We start from the raw sequence: 25,597 nt of genomic DNA on the forward strand, positions 1-25,597 counted from the left end.
CTCTACACGTGGCTTGCCTGCACCCGCTCGGCCAGCTTGGCGTCGTAGCTCGAATGAACGTGCACGCGCTTCTTGTCCGGGAACGCGTAGTTGTACGCCTTGCGAAGCGCGAGCGATGCCTCGTGGAATCCGGAGAGGATCAGCTTCTGTTTGTTCGGATAGCCCGCGATATCGCCAGCAGCGAAGATGCCGGGGCACGAGCTTTCGTAGTTCGACGTATCGACGACGATGCGCCCCGCCTGTATGTCGATGCCCCACTTTGCAATCGGGCCGAGATCGGCGACGAGTCCGTATAGCACGAGCAACTGGTCCGCATCGAGTTGCATCGAACTGCCGACCTGGCGAATCTCGATCGATTCGAGCGACCCGCCGGGCGCATTCAACGCCGCAATCGATCCGACGATGAAGTCCATATCGCCTGCCTCGACCGACTGGCGCATTTTGGTCACGCTCGAATCCGTCGCGCTGAAGCCGTTGCGACGATGCACGAGCGTCACGCGCTTCGCGACGGAGCGCAACGCGAGCGCCCAGTCGAGCGCCGAGTCGCCTCCACCTGCAACCACCACGTTCTTGCCTGCGAAATCGCTCTGCTTGCGAACGCTGTAATGCACGTGACGATCTTCGAGCGGCACCGCTTCGTCGAGTGTCAACCGTTGCGGCACGAACGAGCCATTGCCGGCCGCGATCAGAATAGCGGCGGCGTCGAACGTGAGTCCCTTGTCCGTGCGTGCGCGCCAGCGTCCGTTGTCGAGGCGCTCGACCGATTCGATGCACTGGCCGAGATGCATCGGCGGATCGAACGGGCGGCATTGCTCGATAAGCCGATCGACGAGATCGCGAGCAGTGCAGATGGGTATCGCCGGGATGTCGTAGATCGGCTTGTCGGGATACAGTTCGATGCACTGTCCGCCGATGCGTTCGATTGTGTCCACGATGCGGCACGAAAGGCCGATCACGCCTGCCTCGAATGCAGCGAAGAGGCCGACAGGGCCCGCGCCGACGATCAGTACATCGGTGCTCAAGGGTGCGGCGGCGGGGGCGTCTGCTTGCGATGTCATGCGTGCTCCTCATGCGTGTCGTCGGCCATTCATACTTTCACGATACAGACAGGAGCACGCCTCGGCAACGAAGTCATCACGGCGGGAATGGATAAACGCACTCTGCCATGCATGCTCTCGAAGGTCGCTGCCGTTCAGGCGATCATGCCTCCCATGCGCGCCGCTAATGCAATCGCGCTACTCGATCTTCCACTTGATCGAGCATCCGAACGCGGGATTCTGCGTGTCGGGGCCGACGCCTGTCTGCGCGATCTGCTGCATCGCTTCGAACAGTTCGCGGCGCGCGCCCGCGACGGGCTCCTTGCGCGAAGCGTCGAGCCTGCCGCGATAGCGCAACACCAGATTGGCGTCGAAGCCGTAAAACTCCGGCGTGCAGACGGCGTCATAGGCACGCGCGACCTGCTGCGTCTCGTCGTACAGGTACGGGAAAGGCAACTGCAACTGGGACGCGAGTTCGCCCATGCGCTCGAACGAATCTTCCGGATACGCGGCGCCGTCGTTCGAGTTGATACCTACAGTGCCGATACCCAGTGCCGCCAGTTCGCGCGCTTCGCTCACGATGCGCGGCAACACGGCCTTAACATACGGACAATGGTTGCACATGAAGATCACGACAAGTCCCTTCGTGCCGCGCACGTCGTCGAGCGTGTAAGTCTTGCCGTCTGTTGCGGGCAGCGAGAACGCGGGCGCGGCAACGCCGAGTTCGCCTGCGGGAGATTCGGTAGCCATCGGTTACTCCTTGAATGATGAGGTCCAGTACATGTTCGTGCATTCTTCGTGATTCGGCTTGCGGCGGTCGAAACAGGCAATCAAGCGCTAACGCGCGATCACGGCCGCTATATCTTCGACGACGCTCGCGGCCACAGGTTCTTCATCGGGCGCCACGTGCGAGAGCTTCATCAGGCGCGGTTGCAGCAGCAGCGCGACGAGTCCGCTCCACCCCGTTTGATGCGAAGCGCCGACGCCGCGACCGTTGTCGCCGTGAAAGTACTCATGGAACAGGATGAGATCGCGCGAATGCGGATCGGCTTGCAGCATCGGATAGGCCGCCATCACGGGCCGCACGCCTTGTGCATTTTTCAGAAAGAGCGTGGCGATGCGGCGTGCGAGATCGTCGGCGATCTCGCTCAGCGAAAGATGGCGGCCCGAGCCCGTCGGATATTCGATTCGAAACTCATCGCCGTAGTAGCGGTGAAACTCGTACAGCGATTCGATCAGCAGATAGTTGACGGGCATCCATATCGGGCCGCGCCAGTTCGAATTGCCGCCGAATACGCGCGAATCCGATTCGCCCGGCTGGTACTGGATGCAGACGCACACGCCGTCGCGATCGAACAGGTACGGCTCGTCGAGATGAAAGCGCGACAGCGCCCGCACGCCGTGATCGGAAAGAAACTCGGCTTCGTCGAGCGCGCGGCGCAGCAGCGCTTTCATTCGATGTCCGCGCAACAACGACAGCAGCGTCGTGTTGCCCTTGCCGGGTTCCGTCCAGCGCGATACGAGCTTCGCGAGATTCGGCCGGTGATCGAGAAACCATGCAAGCCGTTCGCGCAGTCCGGGCAAATGACCATGCACGCGTTCTTCGAGCACGTGAACGGCGAAGAGCGGAATCAGCCCGACGATCGAACGGATGCGCATCGGCACGCGGGTTCCGTCCGGAAGGTGCAGCACGTCATAGAAGAATTCGTCCTCGTTGTCCCATAGCCCCGTGTTGCATCCTTCGTTGCAACTGACGGCTTCCGCGATATACAGAAAGTGCTCGAAGAACTTCACCGCGATCTCGACGTATGAATCGTTCGTCATCGCGAGTTCGAGTCCGATCTGCATCAGGTCGAGCGCATACGAGGCCATCCATGCGGTGCCGTCGGCCTGATCGATGCGGCCGCCTGTCGGCAGCGGCGAAGAGCGGTCGAAGATGCCGATGTTGTCGAGTCCGAGAAAGCCGCCCTGAAAGATGTTGCGGTCGTCGGCGTCCTTGCGGTTGACCCACCACGAGAAATTCAGCAGCAGCTTGTGGAACATCACTTCGAGAAACGCGTGATCGCCGACGCCCGTCAACTCGCGGTCGAGTTCATACACGCGCCACGTCGCCCACGCGTGGACGGGCGGATTCGCGTCGCCGAACGCCCACTCGTAGGCGGGCAACTGCCCGTTCGGATGCATGTAGCGCTCTTTCACGAGCAGCAGCAATTGCTTCTTCGCGAAGTCGGGGTCGATCATCGCGAACGCGGCGGCATGAAACGCGAGATCCCACGATGCGTACCACGGATACTCCCACTTGTCGGGCATCGACACGATGTCGCCGTTGCACATGTGCCGCCAGTCCGCATTGCGGCCGTGCCTGCGCGGTTTCGGCGGCGTCGGCTGGCCGGGGTCGCCGTCGTGCCAGCGCGTCACGTCGAACTGGTAGTACTGCTTGGTCCACAACATGCCGGCCAGCGCCTGACGCTGCACGAGCCGCGCATCGTCGTCGTCGATGTCGTGCTGAAGCGCCGCATAGAACTCGTCGGCCTCCGCTTGCCGGCGCGCGAAGAGGGCGTCCATGTCGAGCGGCACGGTGTCGCGCGCGGTTTCGGGACGCCAGCGCAGATACAGCATCGAGCGCTCGTGAGGCTCGAATTGCAGATACACGTGCGCCGCGGCGCGCGTGCCTTTTTCGCGGCTGATCGCCTGTTCGTCGCCCGCTACGAGATAGTCGTTGAAGCCGTCCTTGAACGGTCCCGCGCCATCGATGCCGAAGATGCGGCGCACATTCGTTTCGTTTTCGCAGAAGAGCCATTCGATGGGCTGCTGAGCAGAAGCCGTCACGAACATCGTGCCCGTCGACGGGTTGTGCGCGACGACGCGCGCGCGTTCGTCGGCATCCGGCTGCAGCACGAGCGACGGCTTGCCGGATTTGCCGGACCATGCCCATCGGTTGCGCGCCCAGAACTGCGGCAGCACATGAAGCGCCGCGCGCCGCGATGCGCGATTCTCGACGGTCACGCGCATCACGATATCGTCGGGCGTGTGCTTCGCGTATTCGACGACTACGTCGAAGTAGCGGTTATCGTCGAACACGCCCGTATCGAGGATTTCATATTCGGGCTGGTCGGCGTCGCGACGCGCGTTTTCGTCGATCAGATCCTGATACGGGTACGCGTCGTGAGGGTACTTGTACAGCATCTTCATGTACGAATGCGTCGGCGTGCCGTCGAGATAGAAGTAAAGCTCCTTCACGTCCTCGCCGTGATTGCCTTGCGCGTTCGTCAATCCGAACAGGCGTTCCTTGATGATGGGATCGTGCCCGTTCCACAGCGCAAGCGAGATGCACCAGTCGAGCGGATCGTTGCCGAATCCCGCGATGCCGTCCTCGCCCCAGCGGTACATGCGGCTGCGCGCATGATCGTGCGGAAAGTAGTCCCACGCGGTGCCGTAATCGCTGTAGTCCTCGCGGACCGTGCCCCATTGACGCTCGCTCAGATACGGTCCCCAGCGGCGCCATCGGTCGAGGTCCGGGCCGTGCAGACGCGAGCCTTCCTTCGATTGCAGCAGATTGATTGCGCGTAGCGGTGGCATGGAACCTCCCGGCCCGACATCGACCCTGCGGATACGATCAGTGCGTGAACGTCAGTGCTTTTGCGTCGTGAGCGGCGTCTGCGAGGCGGGCGTCTTCAGAGGCGCGCAACGGACGGCCGCCGGACGGCAACCTTGATGATAGGCGTCCCGCGCCTGCATGGCGACCCAACGGGCGGTCTGGTGCGGCATACTTGAGCGATTCTCCACAGTGCGGAAAACGTCGACATGGCCGCTGACCTTGCACACGCCTGGCTGACCTTCAGCGCGCGCGTCGCCGCTGCGCGGGCCGCGCGCCGCCCGCTCGTGGCGCTGGAATCGACGATCATCGCGCACGGCATGCCGTATCCCGAGAACGTGCGCACCGCGCGCGAAGTCGAGGCCCTGATTCGCGAGCTGGGCGCCGAGCCCGCGACGATCGCCGTCATGGGCGGACGAATCCGCATTGGCCTTTCAGACGACGAGCTGGAACGGCTCGGCCGCTCGGACGGCGTGCACAAGGTCAGCCGCCGCGATCTGCCTGCCGTGCTCGCGAGCGGCGAAACGGGCGCGACGACGGTAGCGGGCACGATGATCTGCGCGGCGCTCGCGGGCATCGAGGTGTTCGTCACGGGCGGCATCGGCGGCGTGCATCGCGGCGCGTCCGAGACCTTCGACATTTCCGCCGATCTGCAAGAACTGGCGAAGACCTCGGTGGCGGTCGTGTGCGCGGGCGCAAAGTCGATCCTCGATATCGGGCTCACGCTCGAATATCTGGAAACGCACGGCGTGCCCGTGCTCAGTTGCGAGCAGGACAATTTCGCGGCGTTCTACACACGCGACAGCGGCTTTCGCGCGGACTACAGGCTCGACGATGCGCGCGAGCAGGCACGCTTCATCCGCGCGAAATGGGACCTGGGCCTGGCGGGCGGCGTCGTGTTGAGCACGCCCGTGCCGGAAGCGGCGGCGATGCCGTCCGAAGAGATCGACGCAATCACGCGCCAGGCGCTTGCGGATGCCGCCGCGCAAGGCGTTAGCGGCAAGGCCGTGACGCCTTTTCTGCTCGCGCGCATCAAGGCGCTCACGGGCGGACGCAGCCTCGCGACGAACATCGCGCTCGTGAAGCACAACGCGGAAGTGGGAGCGAGACTGGCGTTGGCGCTGTCGCGCGCGGACCCGGGCCCGTACGCATAGTCGCTCGCCCTTGTCGCGATCGACCTTCGCTTCGCTCGCGCGGCCATTTGCGCCCGTCCTGGCTCGCGCAACGGTTTTGCCCACTGCGCAATGCCATCGCTCATCGACTTCGTTTCACTGCGCTTTAGCCGCGAATCGCAACAGCGGTATACGTGCGTCACGGAGCGGGCACGCGCATTGCTCAGCAACGACGGCGGATGCATGACGAAAATGTCTGTATAGAACGGGGACATGGGCCGCGCCGGATCGGCGATATGTCGAATGACGCGGCCTGCTTCCCTTAGTGGCCTTATATGGCGATTGCCGTGACGCGGGCGGATAATCGTCGGACAGCCCCGATACATAGCGGGGCTTGCTTGATTGTGGGGTGGACACATGAAAGCTCACGGTCGCAATAGCCTGATTTGCGCGGTGCTGATCGCCGTACTTTACGTCGGTTGCAGCGGTGGTGGTGGTGGAGACAGCAACAACGCCAGCACCGGCGGCGGTTCGGGATCGAGCCCAGGTTCGGGATCGGGCACAGCGGGAAATCCGCCGGCGACCGCGGCTCCAACGGTGGATGTCGTCACCTATCACAACGACATCGCGCGCACCGGCCAGCAATTGCACGAAACGAGGCTCACGCCTGCGAACGTGAATGCGTCGACCTTCGGCAAGATCAACAACTATCCCGTCGATGGCAAGGTCGACGCCGAGCCGCTCTATCTGGCCAACGTATCGATTGCGGGCGGCACGCACAACGTGCTGTATGTCGCGACGGAGAACGACAGCGTCTATGCGTTCGACGCCGACACGGGCGCACAGCTATGGAAAGTCTCGGCGCTCGGCAACGGCGAAACGCCAAGCGATTCCCTGGGTTGCTTCCAGATCTCGCCGATCATCGGCATTACGTCGACGCCCGTGATCGATCGCGCGCGCGGGCCGCATGGTGCGATCTATCTGGTGGCGATGTCGAAGGATGCGTCGGGCAACTATCATCAGCGCATTCACGCGCTCGACCTCACGACGGGCGCCGAACTGTTCGGCGGCCCGACGGCGATCAGCGCGTCGGTCCCCGGCGGCGGGCCGAACAGTTCGGGCGGCACGCTCACATTCGATCCGAGGCAGTATGCGGAGCGTCAGTCGCTGCTGCTGCTCAACGGCAATGTCTACACGGGCTGGACGTCCCACTGCGATATCGCGCCGTACAACGGCTGGGTGATCGCCTATAACGCGGACACGCTGCAGCAAACGGGTGTGCTGAACCTCACGCCGAACGGCACGGGAGGCGCGATCTGGATGAGCGGCGCAGGCATGGCGTCGGACGGGCAGTCGATCTATTTCCTCGACGCGAACGGCACGTTCGATACGACGCTCGACGCGAACGGATTCCCGGTGAACGGCAACTTCGGCAACGCGTTCATCAAGCTGGACGCGGCCCTTCCCCCGAAGGTCGTGGACTATTTCGTCATGTCGGACACGTTGACGGAGTCGCAAGCCGACGAGGACCTGGGCTCGGGCGGCGCGCTCGTGCTGCCGGATCTGACTGACGCGAGCGGCGTCGTCCGTCACCTCGCGCTCGGGGCCGGCAAGGACGCGATCATCTATGTGGTCAATCGCGATTCGATGGGCAAGTTCAACCCAAACGCCAACAACCTTTTTCAGCAGATCAGCGGACAACTGACGGGACCCGAGTTCGGCATGCCCGCGTATTTCAACAATACGGTGTACTTCGGCTCGATCGGCGACAGCATCAAGGCGTTCGGCGTGAGCGCCGCAGGGTTGACGACGACGCCGACCAGCCGCACGCCGACGAGCTTCTTCACACCCGGCGCGACGCCGAGCATTTCCGCGAACGGCAACGCAAGCGGAATCGTGTGGGCGCTCGAAAACGGCGATATCGCGGTGCTGCACGCGTACGACGCGACGAATCTCGCCGTCGAGCTGTACAACAGCAATCAGGCCGCGAGCGCGCGCGACCAGTTCGGCGCAGGCAACAAATTCATCACGCCGATGATCGCGAACGGCAAGGTGTATGTGGGCACGCAAAACAGCGTGGCAGTGTTCGGCTTGCTAGGCGGGAGCTAAACGCAGGCCAGGCGCAGGCCAGGCGCGGGTCAGGCGACCGCGCCGGCGACGGGCATCACGCGCTTTCGCGCACGACCAGCTCGAAGCCGAGATCGACGACAGGCGATGCAACCGGCTCGTTGCCGATCATCGACAGCAGCAGGTTGGACGCGATGCGTCCGACTTCCACTCGCGGCGTGCGTACCGTGGTCAGGCGCGGCACGCAATCCGCGGCGCCCGCCAGATCGTTGAAGCCGACGATCGCCACGCGGTTCGGAATCTCGATGCCCTGGCGTCGCGCTTCGAACAGCGCGCCTTGCGCAAGGTCGTCGTTGCCGAAGAAGATGCCGTCGACGTCCGGCCGCCGTTGCAGCAACTGGCGGAACAGATCGCATCCAAGCCCGATCGACGACGGCGACGGCGTCAGCACTTCGAGGTCGGAATCATAGAGCCCCTTGCGCTGCAGCGTCTCGCGAAAGCCCTCTCCGCGCTGCATCATCCGCGAGTCGAGCTGCGCGGCGACAAACGCATTGTGGCGACAGCCGCGCGCAATCAGATGCTCCGCGACGGCTTCACCCGCACGCGCCTGCGAGAAGCCGACGCAATGCACGCCCTCGGCCTCTTCGAGTTCCATGATGTGCACGCAAGGCACGCCGCTCGCGTCGATCAGACGGCGCGCGCTCTCCGTCCGGTCGAAGCCGGTCACGATCAGGCCGCTCGGCGGCGACGCGAGGTAGTGGCGGATCAGGTCTTCCTCGGCGTTGCGCGAGTAGTGCGAATTGCCGATCAGGATTTCGTAGCCGCGCGGACGCAACACCGTGTGGATCGATTCGAGCACGTCGACGAACACCGCGTTCGACAGCGACGGAATCACGACGGCGACGGCATCGCTGCGCGACGACGCGAGCGCGCGGGCGGCGGGATTGGTGACGTAGTTCAGTTCGGCGGCGGCGGCTTTGACCCGCTCCACATAATCGGGTCCGACCGAGCCCAGGCCGCGCAGCACGCGCGACGCCGTAATCGTGCTGACGCCCGCAAGCCGGGCAACCGCCTCGAGGGTCGGCCGGCCTGTGCTTCGGGTTTTCCTGAGTGTCGATGTCGCCATGATCGATTTAGGATAGCGCTGTCTTGCATCCCGCGCAACAGCGTTCAACGACGGCTTCCAGCCGCCGGGCAACGCGAGCGCCAAGGGTCGCAGGACATAATTTTTGTCTGTGCGAGATAGCGCAATCTCGAATGCTGAAAGGAGTCGCATATGATCGGACACGTTTCATCGCTCGTTGTCATGGGTGTCGCCGGATGCGGCAAAAGCAGCGTCGCACAGGCGCTTGCGGCGAGTCTCGGCGGGGTGCTGATCGAAGGCGATGCGTTTCATCCGCAAGCGAACGTCGACAAGATGAAGCGCGGCATTCCGCTCACCGACGACGACCGCGCGGGCTGGCTCGATCGCCTCGCGGAAGAACTCGAACGCGTCGCGAGCCGTGGAGAGCGTGCCGTGCTCGCGTGCTCGGCGCTGAAAGCGCGCTATCGCAACCGGCTGCGCAACGCGACATCGTCGCTGGGCTTCGTGTTTCTCGATCTGCCGCAACGCGAGGCCTTGCGGCGCGTCGCGCAGCGTGACAGCCACTTCATGCCGGCGTCGCTCGTCGAGAGCCAGTTCGCCACGCTCGAGCGCCCCGTTGCGGAGCCGTTGACGCTGACGCTCGACGGCACCCGTTCGCTTCCCAGTCTCGTCACCGAGGCGGTCGCGTGGTGCGGCCACTCGCAGTCGCCATCTGCCGTTATGCAGGCTGCGTGAGATAGCGCTGTCTCACATTTGTTCCTCGCGGGCCGGCTCACAAGGCCAAAACGATAACTTTTCAAGGAGACCATGATGGCAATCGCATCAGGGCAACGTGTTCAGAACCGGCGCTGGGTCATCGGCCTGTTGCTGGGCATCGGCGTGCTTATCAATTACTTCGACCGGATCAACCTGTCGGTGGCGGCGCCGCAGATGAAAGAGGCGTTCAATCTGTCGCCCGCCGATATGGGCCTGCTGTTCAGCGCGTTTTTCTGGCCGTACGCGTTGCTGCAAGTGCCGGCGGGGCTCTTTCTCGACCGCTTCGGCGTGACGCGCGTCGGCCGTTGGGGCGCGTTCCTGTGGGGCCTGGCATCGGCCATCACCGTTTTCGCGAGCGGATTCGGCGGCGTGTTCGCGGCGCGCGCGGTGCTCGGCATCGCCGAAGCGCCCGGCTTTCCCGTCAGTTCGAAGGCCACGGGCTACTGGTTCCCGCGCAAGGAACGCGCGCTCGCGACGGCCATCTTCGATGCGGCGGCCAAGTTCTCGAATGTGATCGGCGTGCCGCTCGTCGCCGTCGTCGTCGTGAATGCGGGCTGGCGATGGGGATTCGGCGTCACGGCGCTGCTGAGCCTCGCGTATTTCATCGCTTTCTTCGTGATCTATCGCGATCCGAGCAAGGACAGCAAGCTCTCTCCCGCCGAGCTCGACTACATCCAGAAGGGCGGTGCGACGCCCGAAGGCACGTCGAGCGCAAGCGTGTTCGGCATGCTCGGCTACCTGCTGACCAAGACCAAGGTCTGGGGCCTGACGATCGGTTTTGCCGCCTACGGCTACTCGTTCTATCTGTTCCTCACGTGGCTGCCGGGCTATCTCGTCCAGACGATGCACATGAGCATCCTCAAGTCGGCGGGCTTCGCGGCGATTCCGTGGGCCGTGGCGACGGTGACGGACCTGGTCGTCGGCGGCTGGCTCATCGACCATCTGATCGCGCGCGGCAAGGACGAGACGCGCGTGCGCAAGGCGGTGCTCGTGACGGGCATGCTGTTCGGCCTCGCCGTCTTCGGCGCCACGCAGACGACGAATCCCGGATGGGCGATCTTGTGGATCTCGATTGCGCTCGGCGGTCTCGCGGCGGCTGCGCCCGTCGGCTGGTCGCTGCCGTCGCTGATTGCGCCGAAGGGCGGCGTCGGCACCGTCGGCGGCATCATGAATTTCGCCAACAACCTGATGGGCGTCGCCGCGCCGATCGTCACGGGCTTTATCGTCGGCGCGACGAACTCCTTCACCAACGCGTTCCTCGTCGCGGGCGTCATCCTGGCGGTCGGGATCGTGTCGTTCGTGTTCGTGATGGGACGCATCGAAGCGATTCCGGAACCGGACGATACCGACGAAGCAACGGGCCGCACCGTGACGAAAACGTCGACGCCGGCAGGCTGAGCCGCGCAAAACAGCGGCGCGAAATTACATCGGTTTGAAAGCCTGATCGACTGGCAGGCACAGAACAACGAATCAATAACAGCCTCGATGAGGCCTCTGGAGAAAAACGCAATGAAAAAGAACCGTCAACGGCGCCTGATTGGTCTGGCGGCAGTCGCTTCCGTTGCCACGGCAGCAACTGCACCCGCGTTCGCGCAAAGCAGCGTGACGCTGTACGGCATCGTCGATAACGGCATCGGCTATCAGTCGAGCTCGACGACGCTCGGTTCCACGTCGGGCGGCCACTCGGCGTTCAAGATGATTACGGGCGTGTGGGCGGGCAGCCGCTTCGGCCTGAAGGGCGCGGAAGACCTGGGCGGCGGCACGAAAGCGATCTTCACACTGGAAGAAGGCTTTAGCGCGAACAGCGGCGCCATGTCGACGACCAACCTGATGTTCAGCCGTCAGGCCTTCGTCGGCGTGACGAACGCCACGTATGGTTCGCTGACGGCAGGCCGTCAATACGCGTCGTACTACCAGTTGCTTGCACCGTACAGCCCGACCACATGGCTCACGGGTTTCTACGGCGCGCACCCCGGCGACGTCGATGGCCTCGACACGATCTATCGCGCGAACAACACGCTGCTGTACATGTCGCCGACGCTCTACGGCTTCAAGTTCAGCGGCTCGTATTCGTTTGCGGGTGTACCGGGCAGCGTGAACCAGGGCTCGACGTGGAGCACGGCGATCCAGTATTCGCAGGGGCCTGTCGGCGTTGCAGTCGGCTTCTCGCGGATCAACAACTCGACGGTCGGCGGCGGCGCATTCGGCGCAGACTCGACGACGTCGAACGCGGGCGCGCAGACGGGCGTCTCGGCCGTGACCAACGGCTACCGCACGGCGCAGGCGCAACAGCGCTTCGCGGTCGGCGCGGGTTACACGTTCAACAGCCAGTTCGACATCACGGCGACGTACACGAACGTGCAGTACATTCCCGGCACCGGCTCGGCGTTCCACAGCGAGGCAATCTGGAACACGGGCGGCATCGTGCTGCACTGGAAGCCGACGGCCGCATGGGACTTCGCGACGGGCTACAGCTACACGCGCGCGACGAAGGCCAACGGCATCACGAGCAGCGCGCAGTATCAGCAGTTCAACCTGTCCGAGTACTACTCGCTGTCGAAGCGCACGGGACTGTATGCATTGCAGGCGTATCAGCGCGCCAATGGCCAGACCCTCGGCAACAACGGCGCGGGCAACATCATCAACGCGACGGCGACGCTCGGCGACGGCTTCAACTCGTCGCCTTCGTCATCGCGCAGCATGGTCGGCGTGGGCGTGGGCATGGTGCATCGTTTCTGACGCCACGGGTTGTATTTGACGTCGCACAGAGCGCCGCGTGAGCGGCGCTTTGCATTTCATGCACGCATCATTCGATACGCGGAGCCGGGCGCATATTCGAGAGCGAACACGTTCGTCAACGATGCTCCGGACGCCCGCCGCCAAGCGATTCGAGAAGCGGCCTGAGCGCATCGAGTTCCGAGCCGAAGCCGCTCCAGTCTCCTGCTCTTAGCCGTTCGAGCGCGCGGTTATAGTGCGCGAGCGCTTCGCGGGCGCGCTCGTCCGCTGTGCCCGGAGGCCGCGCTGCCGTTGACGCGGTTTGCTCGAAGAGCGCCGCGAGGGCTTGCGCGAGCGTCTCCTGCATCACGACACGGTCTCCGTATGCGGCGATGACCCGCTTCAGTTCCGGCAACTGCCCCGACGCTGCGCGCAGATAGAGCGGCGACACGTAGAGGATCGAATTCTCAATCGGCACGACGACGAGATGTCCGCGAATGACGCGCGAGCCCATCTGGTTCCACAGTGAAATCTGCTGCGAAATCTCGGTGTTCTGCTGGATGCGCGCCTCGATCTGGAACGGCCCGTACACCAGCTTGTCCTTCGGAAACGTGTAGACGATGAGCTTGCCGTACTCGGGCGGATCGCAACGCGCCGCGAGCCACGCAATCATGTTTTCGCGCTGACTGGGCACCATCGGCAGCAGCAGGACGAACTCGGCGCGCGCCTCGCCGGGCAGCCGCATGATCATGTAGTACGGCGCCATCCGCGCGCCCTGGGCGTTGCCCGCATCGATGCCGCCTGGTTCGCGCGGAAATTGCCACAGGTCCTCGCGGTTGTAGAAGACTTCCGGCGCTTCCATATGGTAGGTGCGGTAAAGCTGCGCCTGAATCAGAAAGAGATCTTCCGGGTAGCGGATATGTTGCCGCAGGTCTTGCGGCATCGCATCGAGCGGCTTGAAGAGTCCGGGAAAGATGCGCTGCCAGGTCTGCAAGATGGGATCGGCGGGATCGCTGACATAGAAATCGACCGTGCCGTGATAGGCGTCCACGACCACCTTGACCGCATTGCGGATGTAGTTGGTGCCGTCGCCGGCGGCAGGCTGCGAATACGGATACCAGCGGCTGACCGTGTACGCATCCAGTATCCAGAAGAGCCGCCCGCCGCTCACGACGATATACGGATCGTGATCGAAGCTCAGAAACGGCGCGATCGTGCGCACGCGGTCCAGAATGTTGCGGTGGAAAAGAATCCGGCTTTTGTCCGTGATGTAGCTGGTCAGCAGAATGTTGGGATCGGCGAACTGCCACGCAAAGAGAAAGCGTCGCGCGCTATTGCCGATGCCGACTCCGTCGCGCCCGCCATAAGCCGCGTACACGTTTTCCTTCCCATGAGGGAAGTCGAATTCCGGCACGCTGCCTTGCACGATCACATAGTCCTGATCGCCTTGACCGAAATAGAGGCGCGGCTCGCGAACCGAGGGGCCGCCATTGGCAACAGGCGGAATGTCCTGCAGATAGAACGACGGCAAGCCTTCGGTCGATTTCTCGGTGACGGGCGACATCACGACGCCATTGCCATGCGTGAACAGCAGGTGCAGGTTCACCCAGGTTTGCGCGTTGGCCGGAAGCATCGACGCATCGAGTTCGCGCGCGGAGAGCATCACCTGTCTGTAGCCGGCGTCGAGCGCGTAGCGGTCGATGTCGACGGAGAGAAACCGGTAGTACGTCCTGATCTCCTGCAATTGCGCGTAGGTATCCATCAACGGCTGCACATCCCACAGGCGGATGTTGTCGATGGTTGGGCGATTGGCTTGCAGTTCGGTGAGATTCAATCCCTGTTCCGCGGCAAAAGGCCTGGCCGTGATGCGTGTGAGCGCATAGGCCTGTCGGGTCAGCGCGATATTGTGCTTGATATAGGGCGTCTCCAGCCTGAGTTCGCTCGGCTTCACATAGAACCGTTGATAGAGCGCCGGATAGATCGCGGCGAACACGAACGAGCCGCCGAACACCAGCAGCGCCGATGCAATGGCAATGCGATAGCTGCGCCGGCGCATGTTGGCCCACGAAGCGATGGATGCGGCGGCGGCAAGCCCCATCAGCAGCCACAGCACGGGCAACCCGACGTGAATGTCGGTATAGCCCGCGCCGACGACGACGCCGTTGTCGTCATAGAGCAGCAGAAACCGGTCGAGCCAATAAGACCCGGCTTTTACCGCGAAGAACAGCGCGAGCAGTGCTGAGCCATGCATGGCGGCGGCGCGCGAGAGGCCGCGCGGCGGCTGTTCGACTGCGATGTCGCCGCGCACGCCATAGATCACGCCCGCAACGATGGCGCTGCAAAAGAGCACGCGCAGCAGCCAGTTCTTGAGCGCCACATAGACGGGCAGCGAGAAGACATAGAAGCCGATGTCATAGCCGAAGATAGGATCGCGTTCGCCAAACGGCACTTGACGAAGATAGCGAAGCACGAGGTCCCAGTTCGACGCTTCGAAGGCTGCAAGCAGCAGCCCGAGCAGTGCGGCCGCGCCGGCGATGGCCCAGCGCCAGCCAATGCGGGGCATGACGCGGCCCGTGCGCTCGTCGATGATTTCGAGCGTGGCCGCTGACGGATCGAAGCGCCTTGCATGACGATGCGCGAGCAACCCGGACAGTCCGATCGCTGCCGTCGAGACGACGAACACGGCGGCGAACAGGAGCACTCTGGCGTCGAGGATTGTCCAGAAGACGCGGGCGTAGCCGATCGAAGCAAACCACATCCAGTCGACCAGAATCCGCGTGATGCGCCCGATGACGATCAGGCCGACGATGACAGCGGCAACGGTGATCGCGGCGCGTCGGATGCGCACGCGTGGAGTCACTTGCGAGGGCATCGTCCCTCCTTTGCCGGCTTATATGCACGACCCAGTGCACGACCAGTAGTGCATGATCCGCTCGATTGCACAGTGGCTCTATGTTGTCGACCGCACATTCCCGCGCGTCGTGCACGGTCCGATTGTAGACCGCTCGCCACGCGGCCGCTGCGCGCCATGCGAGTGCATCGCAAAGCAGTGCAGCATGAATGGCGGCATCTGTCCCGTTGTTACGGACATGCGCAACTGTTCTGGCGTTTCAGCAGCAATCTTGACAGCGCTGTCGTGAATGCGGGGCGCGCTTTTTTCGCTTTGCACCATCGCATCCGCAGCGCCGCCCTAATCGTAACTACCGATGTAGTGCGCCGAATGCCGATGGTACTGTTGTGCGCGCACCCTTAATAGCTGCAATTAATAGCTGCAACGTGTCTGGCAGATGTCGCTCCCCGATCGTAAAGAATTGGAGAAGAGAACATGTCCAAGAACAAGATGTGGCGGGACCTGTATCGCGTCGTCGCGACGGGTACGGTGGTAGCGGGACTTGGCCTCGCGGCCACGGCGTATGCAGCAGCAGACCCGATCAGGATCGGGGTCATCAGCGAGGAGTCCGCGGTGGCGGGCGCTTCGATCAGCAAGTCCGCGCAACTCGCGGCGGACGAGATCAACGCCCACGGCGGCGTCGACGGCAGACCCATCCAGATCATCGCCTACGACGATCACTCGTCGGCCTCCGACGGCGTGCGCGCGTTCCAGCGCGCCGCGAATCAGGACAAGGTGGTGGCCGTGATCGGCAGCTACATCAGCGAGGTGGCGCTCGCGATGGAGCCCTGGTCCGCGCGTCTGAAGATGCCGTTCATCACGCCGGGCGCGGCGAGCAACGACATCTCGAAGCAGGTCCACAACGACTACGACCACTACAAGTACACGTTCCATGGCTGGATGACGTCGGCGTTCATCGCGCAGTCGATCTGCGATTTCTCGCACGACATACTGGTCGGCCAGTTCAAGATGAAGACGACGGTCGTGATGAGCGAGGACGCCGCGTGGACCAAGCCGCTCGACGATCGCTACCTCGAATGCCTGCCGAAAGCGGGGCTTCAGGTGCTCGATCACATCCGCTTCAATCCTGACACGTCAGACTTCACGCCGATCTTCAACCAGATCGAGAGCAAGCATCCCGACACGATCACGACGGGCATCAGCCACGTCGGCGTGCAGCCCACCGTGCAATGGCACGATCAGCAGGTGCCCATTCCGATGACGGGACAAAGCTCGCAGGCCACGACCACGAGCTTCTGGAAGGACACGAACGGCGCGACGGAAGGCGTCATCACGGCGTCGGCAGCGGCGCCCGGTGTCGCGATGACGCCGAAGACCGTGCCGTTCGTCGATGCGTATCAGAAGAAATTCGGCGTGTCGCCTGCGTATTGCGGCTTCACGAGCTATGACCTCGTCTACATCCTCGCGGATGCGATCAAGCGCAACAAGGGCTCGACCGATCCCGACAAGATGGTCGACGCGCTCGAGCAAACGGACTACGTCGGCACGATCGGCCGCTGGCAGTTCTACGGCAAGAACGACCAGTTCACTCACGCGCTGAAGTACGGGCCGGGCTATATCACGGGCATCAACCTGCAATGGCAGGACGGCAAGCAGGTGGCGATCTGGCCGAAGTCGGTGGCGAACGGCAAGGTCAGGTTCCCGGCCTTCGTCAAGGTGCAGCAGGCGTCCGCGAACTAGCCGCGCGACGCTCATGCAGGCTGCGGTGCTCCGGCGCCGCAGCGGCGGTTCACGCGTTCGGCGACGCAAGCGCGATCCGTCACGACAGATAGTGCATCCGTACCTTATCGACAATCAAGGTCATCGACAATCAAAGGCCGGGCATGCTGCCACTGCAGATTCTTATCGACGGCTTTGCAATCAGTTCTCTCTATGCGTTGGGCGCAATCGGCTTCACGCTGATCTTCGGCGTGTCCGGCGTGCTCAATCTTGCGCATGGCGGCGTGATGCTGGTGGCCGCGCTGATGGGCTGGATGTTCGCGGGCGAAGCGGGCCTCGGCACGTATCTCGGTACGCTGCTCGGCGTGCTGGCGGGCATGGTCGCCGCGTACATCACGTATCTGATGGTCGTGCGCCCGATCCAGCGGTCGGGCGCGATTCCGCGCGAGGAGAAGGAGATCTTCGTGCTGACGGGCACGCTGCTGTGGGGCATCATGATCCAGCAGGGCATGGCGTGGCTCTTCACCGACAACCCCGTGACGATGCGCCCGCTCATCGGCGGCGTGGCGAACATCGCGGGCGTGCGCACGCCGTTCAACGAGATCATGATCGCCGTCGTGTGCTGGGTCGTGATCGGCTTGCTCTGGCTGTTCGTGAACCGCACGCGGATGGGCAAGGCGCTGCTCGCGGCGTCGATGAATCCGCGCGGCCTGACGCTGCTCGGCTTCGAGCTTTCGCACATCTATCTGCTTGCATGGACCATCTACGGCGTGCTGGCGGGCATCGCGGGCGTGCTGCTCGCGTCGTTCCTCGGCGTGAGCACGAACAACACGGGACAACTGACGGCGAGCGCGTTTTCGATCGTCGTGCTCGGCGGGCTCGGCAGCGTGTCGGGTTCGCTGATGGCCGCGTATGTCGTCGGCTATCTGGAGACGATCACCGCCTATCTCGTCGCGCCGACGCTGCGGCCGTTGCCCGCGCTCATTCTTCTGGTGCTCGTCGTGTACGTCAGACCGCAAGGCTTCCTCGGACGGCGCTAACCGCACAGATCCCGACCATCATGACCGCTCCTTTCCGTTCGCGCGCAGTGTGGGCCATCGTGCTCGTCGCCATCGCGGCGACGCTGCCCTGGTGGCTCTCGGGCTACATACTCGGCGTGCTCACCGTCGGGTTCTATTTCGGTGTGTTCGCGATGTCGTGGGACCTGCTGTTCGGCTTCGCGGGCGAAGTCAACTTCGGCCCTACGTTCCTGATCGGTCTGGGCGCTTACACGGCAGCGATACTCGATGCGAAGTGGGGCGCGCCCATCGCCGTCTGCGTCGCGGCGGGCGGGCTCGTCGCGCTGATCGGCGGGTTGCTGCTCGCAGTGCCCGCGCTGCGTTTGCGCGGACCGTACTTCGGCCTCGTCACGCTGGTCGCGGTGCTCCTGTTGCAGAACTCGATCGTGATTTTCGCGGGCGTGACGGGCGGCGAGATCGGCATGATGGTGCCCGACGTGATGTCGGTGGACGCCTCGCATAACTACTGGATCGCGCTCGCCTTCCTGATCGTCTGCGCGATCATGCTGTTCGGGCTGTCGCGTTCCGCGATCGGCCTGATCCTGCAGGCGAGCGGTCAGGACACGATCGGCGCGCAGGCGCTCGGCTTCAACGTGACCAAGCACAAGCTCGCGGCGTTCTGCATCAGCGCGGTGTTCTCCGGCGTCGCGGGCGCGATGCTCGTGTTCTACCAGGGCACCGCATCTGTCAGCACGGTGGTGGATATCGGCATCGGCGTGCAGATCATCATTGCAGCCGTGCTCGGCGGCCGGCGCACGATACTCGGCGCCGTGCTCGGCTCGATCTTCCTGATCGTCGCGGGCGAATTCCTGCGTCCGCTTGGCCAGATCAACACCTTCGTGGTCGCCGCCGTCGCACTCGCCGTGATTCTGTTCTTCCCGGACGGGCTGCTCGGCAACGTGCTGCGCGTGAGGGAGCGAGAATGAGCGATTCACCCCGTCTCGCTGTACGCGGGCTCACCAAGCGCTTTGGCGGGCTCGTCGCGGTGAAGGACATCGGCTTCGACATCCGGCCCGGCGAAATTCTCGGCCTGATCGGCCCGAACGGCTCGGGCAAGTCGACCGTGATGAAACTGATCATGGGCATCGAGCGGCCCAATGCGGGATCGGTGAAGATCGACGGCGTGGAGATGGCGGGCTGGGCGCCGCACCGGATCGCGCGCGCGGGCGTGGGCATCGTGTTCCAGCACTCGCGGCCGCTGCACCGTCAAACGGTGCTCGAGCACATCAAGCTCGCGCTGCTGCCCGATTCGCTGATGAAGCTCGCCGCCGATCCGCACGTGAACCGCCGCGCGCGGGAGATCGCCGAGCGCGTCGGCCTCGGCGCCGTGATGCAGCGTCATCCGGCGACGCTGCCCTTCGCCGATTTGCGCCGCATGGAGATGGCGAAGGCGATTGCGCGCGATCCGAAAGTCGTGCTCGTCGACGAGCCGTTCGCTGGTCTGACGGCGGCGGAATCGGTGGCGTTCTCCGAGCTGATTCGCGGCTTTCGCGCCGAAGGGCGCGCGGTGCTGCTCGTCGATCACAACGTGAAGAGTCTGGCGGCGCTCGCCGATCGCGTGCTCGCGATGTACCTCGGCGAGCACGTCGCCGAGGGCACGGCCGACGAGGTCATGCAGAACGAAACGGTGCGCCGTGTCTATCTGGGCGGCAAGATCGAGACGCGCGAGAGGCCGCCCGGCGACATGAGCGCGAGGCCGCAGGTGCTTCAGGCCGATGACGTCGGCGTGCTGTACGGCAAGGCGCGCGCGCTCGACAGCGTGAGCCTTCATGTGCACGAGGGCGAGTTCGTGTCGATCGTGGGGCTCAACGGCGCGGGCAAGACCACGCTCTTCAACGCGATCTCGGGGCTCGTGCCTTATCAGGGGACGATCCGTTTCGGCGGACAGGATCTGAAAGGGATGAGCGGCGCGGCGATCGCGCGCGCAGGCGTCGTGCAATGCCCGGAGACGCGCGAGCTGTTCAGCGACATGACCGTGCGCGAGAACCTCGACCTGGGCGGCTACCATCTCGCCGACGCGGTGCGCGCGGAACAGCTCGCATGGCTTTTCGACCTGTTCCCGATCCTCAAGTCGCGCCAGGGACAAACGGCGCGCACGCTGTCGGGCGGCGAGCAGCAGATGCTTGCGATCGCGCGTGCGCTGATGATGCAGCCGAAGCTGCTGATTCTCGACGAGCCGACGCTCGGCCTCGCGCCCGTGATTCTGGAGCAGTTGTCGCGTGCGATGGAGAAGCTGCAGAAGACGACGCCCATCACGGTGCTGCTGGGCGAGCAGAACGTGACGTTCGCGTTGCCTCACGCGGATCGCGTGTATGTGCTGGAGCATGCGCGCATCGTATGGGAAGGCACGCCGTCGCGCTTCGAGCGCGAAATGGGCCGCGGCTTTCTCGAAGCGGTTCCCGCCGAAGCTCCGCAAATGGGCGCATACGGCGCAAGGGTGAAGATCAGCGGGTGATTCGAGCCGTCGGTTCTGCGGCTATTCGAGCGCGTCGATGGGCATTCGTATCGAGATCCGGAAGCCGCTGCCCGGCGCAACGGCAGATTCGCGCATGTCTTCGCGAGTCACGAGACGTTTTCCACCGAGCGCGAAGCGATGCTCGCGGGCCTGCGCGAGGGAATGATCTGGATCGAACTCAAGCGCTCGCGGACATTCCATGTCGAAGCGTCCGCGACGGATGGAACGGACCTTCGCGCATCGGAGTAGGGAATCCGAGTAAAGAATCGAAGTAGAGCGTCGAGACGGGCGATCGGCGCGTGCTTGCCGGAACTGGAGCACTCGCCGCAATCGAATCGCATCGGCCGGTCATGCATATCCGGCCAATGCTGAAGCTACTTCCTCAAACCTCGTCATCCGCGAACACGCCGTTCTCGGGTTCCGCATCCGTTTCGTCGACGCACTGCACATGCCATTGGCCGACGACGGGCGCATGATGCGCATGCCGATACCAGAGCGCGTGGCCCGATTCGCCTTCGAACGGACCTTCCGCCGAATTCAGGTCGAGCCCCGACAGCTCGCAGAACGGATGCGCGCCCGCAGCGTCGTAGACCCGCGTGCTGCCCTTCGAAGAGACCAGCGTCCCCCATTGCGGAACATCGATCACGGCATGTCCCTCGCGCGACCATTTACGCGTTTCGCGGTCGAGCCAGAGAATTGCGTAGACGGCGGGATCGGGGCATTCGAATGTATCGAGGTGGATGGTGATTCTCATCGATGGCTCCTTCACGGGCAGGATTCAGGACTCTTGCAACGCTCGCATCATTGGGACATGATCCAGTCGATCAGCGTATGTGCGTCTTGCGCGGATAGCGGGCCGCCGCGCCCGGCGGGTAACGGCATCGCCATGTCACCCCAGTGCGCGCGACCGCCCATTCGCAGCTTGTGTTCGAGCATGGCCGTCGCGTTCGGCACGCCGCGATAGCGGTCGGCGATCTGATGAAACGACGGCGCAAGGAACGGCGCATCCGACGTATGGCAGAACATGCAATGCTGCTGATCGACCCGTTCCGTCGGTTCGTTGCGCTGAGCGAGCGCGGTTTGCGATGCCGCCAGCAACACGCTGCACGCGCAAACGGGCGACACGGATAAACGCGCAAGGATCACGTTGAAGCGTCCCGGTTGGCTGACAGCTTCAATTTATCGCGCGACGCATCGATGCCCTTGAGCCAGGTCAACGGATGCCGTGAGCGCCCGACGATGGCAAGCGGCCACGAGCGCGTCAAAACACCACGTCGGACAGGGGTCGTCTTGGTGCATGACCGATCTGCGGGCTTGCGCAGCGTGCGTCATGTCGAAGCCTCCTCTGGAACGATGCCCGCAGACATGCGGTGCCTGCAGCAATCGTGTCACTTCGAATCGCGGCACGCTTGAGGCGGGTCAACGTTCCAGATGGGCCGTCGAGTGGAGATGAACGGGCGCTGTCGCGCGACGCTAGATGTCGTTTTCGTCGTCGAACAGCTTGTGGCGGATGGCGTAACGCACGAGTCCGTTCTCGTTCGGCATCTGCATCTTTTCGAGCACGCGTGTCTTGTGCGTGCTCACGGTCTTGACGCTCACGCAGAGTTCATTCGCGATTTCGGTGAGGCTCTGTCCCGCGACGATACGCCGGAACACGTCGAACTCGCGGTCCGACAGGCGCTGATGAGGCAGCGCTTCAGCGGGCTCGTTGAGATTCTGCGCGAAGCGCTCGGCCATCGCGAGGCTCACGTAGACACCGCCCGACGCCACTTTCGTGACCGCGCCGACCAGTTCCGCGCTCGCGCTTTCCTTCGTCAGATAGCCGGATGCGCCCGCCTTGAACGCGCGCACCGCATATTGCTGCTCGGCGTGCATCGTCAGCACGAGGATGCGCAGCGCGGGCTTCTCGTCCTTGATCTGCTTGATGAGCTCGATGCCGTTTCGCCCCGGCATCGACAGATCGAGCACGAGCACCTGCGCATCCGTCGAGCGCACCAGCGCGATCGTCGTGACGCTGTCCCAGGCTTCGCCCGCGACTTCGAATCCGCTGGCTTGCTGGAGGATATGGCGCAGCCCGTCTCGAACGAGCGTGTGGTCATCGGCGAGTAGTACTTTGATCATGAGTGGGTCTCTTCCTGTTGCACGGACTGCAAGGGAAAAGTGACGGTGATGGCGAAGCCTTCGTTTTGTGCCGTGTCGATCTGCACCGAACCGCCCAGCATGTGCGCGCGTTCCCTCACGCCGATCAGCCCGAACGAGCGGTCCTGACGATTGTCGGCGGCGGCTTTCCAGTCGGCGCCCCGGCCGTTGTCGGCGATCCGCAGCATGCAGTGCGAGCCCGTCGTATGCAGCGCGACCTCGACGGCGGTTGCATCCGCGTGACGGGCGACGTTGTTGAGCGCTTCCTGCACGATACGGAAGAGGGCCGTCGCTCCCTCCTTTGAAAACGCTGCATTGCCGGGCTCGATCCTGTGCGTGATGTCGATGCCATAGCGGTTCGTGAAATCGTTCGCGAGCCATTCTATCGCGGGCACGAGGCCCAGATCGTCGAGCATGACGGGCCGCAGATCGGCCGCGATCCGCCGCACCGATGCCACCGTCGAATCGATCATCCGGCGCATGCGGCGCAACGGGTCCGATACGTTCGCGTCGAGCGAGCCGTCGACGGACAAGACCTGTTCGAGCGCCGAAAGATCCATTTTCAACGCCGTCAACTGCTGTCCGAGATCGTCGTGCAGCTCGCGCGCGATCCGCGTCTTTTCCTCTTCGCGCACGTTCTGTAGATTGGCCGATAGCTGGCGCAGTTCCTCTCTCGACTGCTTCAGCGCGTTTTCCGATTTGACCCGCTCGGTGATGTCCCGCAGCATCACCGTGTAGAGCTTGCCCGAATCTTCCTCAATCTGCGAAATCGACGCTTCGAGCGGAAATTCCTCGCCGTTCGCGCGTAAGCCGTACAGCACGCGCTGATGGCCCATCTTCCGCTCGGAGATGCCCGTTGCGCCGAACTTCGCGACGTGCTGCGCGTGCGCGCTGCGAAAGCGCTGCGGAATGAAGCGCGAAAGGGGCGTGCCGATCGCATCCATCGCGGTGACACCGAAGACCCGTTCCGCAGTCGGATTGAAGATCACGATGTTCTGGGCGTCGTCGATCGTGATGATCGCCTCCATCGACGAGCGGATGATGCCCATCATTCTCGCTTCGTTGCGTCGCGCTTCGTCCGAGAGCGGCGAGGCCGTGGTGTGCGAGGCCGCGATCAGCCACACAAGCACGGCAAAAAGCGCCGAAGCCGCCATGCCGGCGACGAGCACGACGGTCGCCGCGCGGGCCGCAACGGCGGGGTTCGTCTCGACCCATTGCTGCATGACGAAATGCGATACCGCGAGTGTGATGGCGGCTGCCACCGCGAACGTCACGAGGCTCAGCGCGGCCGGCCCGACGAACCACGGCGCTCGGGACGGCTCGCGCGATGCGGCGGCGCGGTTGGCATACGGTTCTTTTTTCATGTGAGCCTTCAGGCAGGAACGGGCGTTCGCGCGGAAAGCGGATTTCGCGGCCGCAATGCAGCCGACACCCGACACGTATTGTGGTGCCGCCATTTTGCGTGATTTGGCAGGCTCAGCCAACGTTCGCGACGACTGGATCGCGGGAGCGGGGCTTCCCGCTAGTGAACCGCCGGTGAATTTGACGGTTCGCCGTCTCTGTCCCGACCCGATTGAGCGGACCGCCGTTTGTTCCTGCGATGCAAGGGCGGCGCCGTCTGCGCGGCGCCGTTCATCCGTTGCGCTTGTCCGTCAATGCGCCATCAGCACGGGCACGGTCATCGATTCGAGCATCGTCCGCGTGACGCCGCCAAACACGCGCTCGCGCGTGCGCGAGTGCCCGTATGCGCCCATCACGAGCAGATCGACGTGAAGGTCCGACACGCGATTGAGCAGCGTCGCGCCCGTGCCGACGCTGACGTGCTTCGGCGTCGTCGAAAACGACGCACGCACTCCATGCGCATCGAGCCACGCGGCGACGTCGATGCCCTCGGGCACATACGCGTGCTGCCCGGCGTGCTGCACGATATCGACGCGGACAAAGCGCGCGCGTTTCAGCAGAGGCAGCGCGTCGGCCATCGCGCGGGCGGCTTCGCGGCTGCCGTCCCACGCGATCAGGATGTTCTCGCCGAGCGTGCGGACCGCGCCCGCATACGGAATCACGAGCGCGGGGCGGCCGGCGCCCAGCACGAGATTGCCGACGAAATTCCGCTCGATATACGCGGCGGGGTCCTTCGGGTCTTCCTGGCCGAGCACCAGCAGATCCGCGTGGCGCGCGTGAAGCGTCGCCGCGTCGAGCGCCGGCCCCGACGGCGCCCGCCATTCGACGCTGCGTCCCGCGCGTTCGGCAGCAGCGAGAAAAGCGTCCCTGGCCTTTCGCTCGCGCTCGACGGCCTGCGCCTCGGCCTGCGCGAGACGCAGGCTTTCGTCTTCGTTGAAGATCGGCCGGAACATGTCCTGGCACACGACATACAGTCCGATCAGATGCGCGTCCCAGCGCTGCGCGAGTTCCAGGGCGATCTCGACGCGCGCGCTGCTGCGACGGCTGTCGTCGATATGAACGAGCAGGGTCTTGTAGTTCATGACAGTTCCTTTTCGGCGGAAGCGGTGACGGCGGGATCGGCGGATGTTCCCTTCGCGCCCTTCGCGTCATTCACGCGGGCGGGAATCATCAGCACGGGGCAGGCGGCGCTGCGCAGCACGCGCTCGGCGACGCTGCCGAGCATCAGCCGCCGGAATCCACGGCGCCCGTGCGTGCCCATCACGATCACGTCGGCATGCCAGTCGTTTGCAATCGCGACGATCCGGTGCGCCACGTCTTCTCCCGGCGACACGACTTCGACGGTGCGCGCCGTGCCCGTCACGCCGCGTTGGTTCATCCGGCTTTGCGCATCGGTTGTGATGCGCTGGCCTTCCTCGACAAGCGCATCGCGGACGATGGACGGATCGAAGCCGGGCACGTCGTACGCGATGACGGGCACGTCGATCACGTAGAGCGGCAGCAGTTGCGCGCCGGAGTCGGCGGCGAGCTTCAGCGCGCCATCGAGTGCCAGGGAGGCGGTGTCGTTGCCGTCGAGCGCGACGAGTATGCGGCGGTACATGGCGATCC

General features: G+C 63.9%; 20 protein-coding genes and 1 pseudogene. 9 read left to right on the forward strand and 12 right to left on the reverse strand.

The window, feature by feature from the left end; translation table 11 throughout:
* Positions 1-2: 2 nt before the first annotated feature.
* The 3 genes from VSR68_RS10060 to VSR68_RS10070 form a co-directional block, all read right to left on the reverse strand.
* Positions 3-1,058: an NAD(P)/FAD-dependent oxidoreductase gene (locus tag VSR68_RS10060; RefSeq protein WP_342939693.1), complete on the reverse strand. Its 1,056-nt coding sequence runs from the start codon at positions 1,056-1,058 to the stop codon at positions 3-5.
* A 177-nt stretch (positions 1,059-1,235) separates the two neighbouring features.
* Positions 1,236-1,787, reverse strand: coding sequence for a thioredoxin family protein (locus VSR68_RS10065; protein WP_342939694.1), 552 nt, complete (start codon positions 1,785-1,787; stop codon positions 1,236-1,238).
* An 87-nt stretch (positions 1,788-1,874) separates the two neighbouring features.
* Positions 1,875-4,616 (reverse strand): MGH1-like glycoside hydrolase domain-containing protein, encoded by a 2,742-nt coding sequence (locus VSR68_RS10070; RefSeq protein WP_342939695.1) that lies wholly within the window; start codon positions 4,614-4,616, stop codon positions 1,875-1,877.
* A gap of 225 nt (positions 4,617-4,841) precedes the next feature.
* On the opposite strand from VSR68_RS10070, the gene VSR68_RS10075 reads away from it, so the two are divergent.
* Positions 4,842-5,786 carry a pseudouridine-5'-phosphate glycosidase gene (locus VSR68_RS10075; protein ID WP_342939696.1) on the forward strand — a complete coding sequence of 315 codons (945 nt, stop codon included), beginning with the start codon at positions 4,842-4,844 and terminating at the stop codon, positions 5,784-5,786.
* Between the two features lie 375 nt (positions 5,787-6,161).
* Positions 6,162-7,853 (forward strand): pyrrolo-quinoline quinone, encoded by a 1,692-nt coding sequence (locus VSR68_RS10080; RefSeq protein WP_342939697.1) that lies wholly within the window; start codon positions 6,162-6,164, stop codon positions 7,851-7,853.
* 55 nt (positions 7,854-7,908) lie between these two features.
* Here VSR68_RS10080 and VSR68_RS10085 read toward each other — a convergent pair whose 3' ends face one another.
* Positions 7,909-8,937 carry a LacI family DNA-binding transcriptional regulator gene (locus VSR68_RS10085; protein WP_342939698.1) on the reverse strand — a complete coding sequence of 343 codons (1,029 nt, stop codon included), beginning with the start codon at positions 8,935-8,937 and terminating at the stop codon, positions 7,909-7,911.
* Between the two features lie 150 nt (positions 8,938-9,087).
* On the opposite strand from VSR68_RS10085, the gene VSR68_RS10090 reads away from it, so the two are divergent.
* From VSR68_RS10090 to VSR68_RS10100, 3 genes are all read left to right on the forward strand, one after another.
* On the forward strand, positions 9,088-9,630 hold the full coding sequence (locus VSR68_RS10090) for a gluconokinase (protein WP_342939699.1): 543 nt from the start codon (positions 9,088-9,090) through the stop codon (positions 9,628-9,630).
* A gap of 72 nt (positions 9,631-9,702) precedes the next feature.
* Positions 9,703-11,049, forward strand: a complete 1,347-nt coding sequence (locus VSR68_RS10095) for an MFS transporter (protein WP_342939700.1) — start codon at positions 9,703-9,705, stop codon at positions 11,047-11,049.
* A 111-nt stretch (positions 11,050-11,160) separates the two neighbouring features.
* On the forward strand, positions 11,161-12,390 hold the full coding sequence (locus VSR68_RS10100; RefSeq protein WP_342939701.1) for a porin: 1,230 nt from the start codon (positions 11,161-11,163) through the stop codon (positions 12,388-12,390).
* A 115-nt stretch (positions 12,391-12,505) separates the two neighbouring features.
* Here VSR68_RS10100 and VSR68_RS10105 read toward each other — a convergent pair whose 3' ends face one another.
* A complete protein-coding gene (locus VSR68_RS10105; protein ID WP_342939702.1) occupies positions 12,506-15,238 on the reverse strand; it encodes a UPF0182 family protein in 2,733 nt (910 codons plus the stop codon).
* Positions 15,239-15,691: 453 nt separating this feature from the next.
* Here VSR68_RS10105 and VSR68_RS10110 point away from each other — a divergent pair, with 453 nt between their 5' ends.
* The 4 genes from VSR68_RS10110 to VSR68_RS10125 all read left to right on the forward strand — a co-directional run bounded on the left by VSR68_RS10110 (position 15,692) and on the right by VSR68_RS10125 (position 20,449).
* On the forward strand, positions 15,692-16,957 hold the full coding sequence (locus VSR68_RS10110; protein WP_342939703.1) for an ABC transporter substrate-binding protein: 1,266 nt from the start codon (positions 15,692-15,694) through the stop codon (positions 16,955-16,957).
* 143 nt (positions 16,958-17,100) lie between these two features.
* Positions 17,101-17,976, forward strand: a complete 876-nt coding sequence (locus VSR68_RS10115) for a branched-chain amino acid ABC transporter permease (protein ID WP_342939704.1) — start codon at positions 17,101-17,103, stop codon at positions 17,974-17,976.
* 20 nt (positions 17,977-17,996) lie between these two features.
* Positions 17,997-18,920 (forward strand): branched-chain amino acid ABC transporter permease, encoded by a 924-nt coding sequence (locus VSR68_RS10120; protein ID WP_090874049.1) that lies wholly within the window; start codon positions 17,997-17,999, stop codon positions 18,918-18,920.
* Complete coding sequence (locus tag VSR68_RS10125; protein ID WP_342939705.1) at positions 18,917-20,449, forward strand: ATP-binding cassette domain-containing protein; 1,533 nt, start codon at positions 18,917-18,919, stop codon at positions 20,447-20,449. Before VSR68_RS10120 ends, VSR68_RS10125 begins: the two co-directional genes overlap by 4 nt.
* A gap of 21 nt (positions 20,450-20,470) precedes the next feature.
* Here VSR68_RS10125 and VSR68_RS10130 read toward each other — a convergent pair whose 3' ends face one another.
* The 7 genes and pseudogenes from VSR68_RS10130 to VSR68_RS10160 all read right to left on the reverse strand — a co-directional run bounded on the left by VSR68_RS10130 (position 20,471) and on the right by VSR68_RS10160 (position 25,589).
* Entirely contained in the window at positions 20,471-20,650 is a 180-nt protein-coding gene (locus tag VSR68_RS10130) for a hypothetical protein (RefSeq protein WP_342939706.1), read from the reverse strand.
* A 181-nt stretch (positions 20,651-20,831) separates the two neighbouring features.
* Positions 20,832-21,203, reverse strand: coding sequence for a DUF3564 domain-containing protein (locus VSR68_RS10135; protein ID WP_342939707.1), 372 nt, complete (start codon positions 21,201-21,203; stop codon positions 20,832-20,834).
* A gap of 47 nt (positions 21,204-21,250) precedes the next feature.
* A complete protein-coding gene (locus VSR68_RS10140; RefSeq protein ID WP_342939708.1) occupies positions 21,251-21,595 on the reverse strand; it encodes a cytochrome C in 345 nt (114 codons plus the stop codon).
* Between the two features lie 327 nt (positions 21,596-21,922).
* Complete coding sequence (locus tag VSR68_RS10145) at positions 21,923-22,570, reverse strand: response regulator (RefSeq protein WP_152767206.1); 648 nt, start codon at positions 22,568-22,570, stop codon at positions 21,923-21,925.
* Positions 22,567-23,778, reverse strand: a pseudogene (locus VSR68_RS10150) (PAS domain-containing sensor histidine kinase); the annotation flags it as partial. The gene VSR68_RS10145 and the pseudogene VSR68_RS10150, both read right to left, overlap by 4 nt.
* A gap of 462 nt (positions 23,779-24,240) precedes the next feature.
* Positions 24,241-25,071: a universal stress protein gene (locus VSR68_RS10155; RefSeq protein ID WP_342939709.1), complete on the reverse strand. Its 831-nt coding sequence runs from the start codon at positions 25,069-25,071 to the stop codon at positions 24,241-24,243.
* Positions 25,068-25,589, reverse strand: coding sequence for a universal stress protein (locus VSR68_RS10160; protein WP_342939710.1), 522 nt, complete (start codon positions 25,587-25,589; stop codon positions 25,068-25,070). Before VSR68_RS10160 ends, VSR68_RS10155 begins: the two co-directional genes overlap by 4 nt.
* Between the last annotated feature and the right edge of the window lie 8 nt (positions 25,590-25,597).

This window comes from Paraburkholderia phymatum, assembly GCF_038900715.1.
In the GTDB taxonomy this organism is placed as follows: Bacteria; Pseudomonadota; Gammaproteobacteria; order Burkholderiales; family Burkholderiaceae; genus Paraburkholderia; species Paraburkholderia phymatum_A.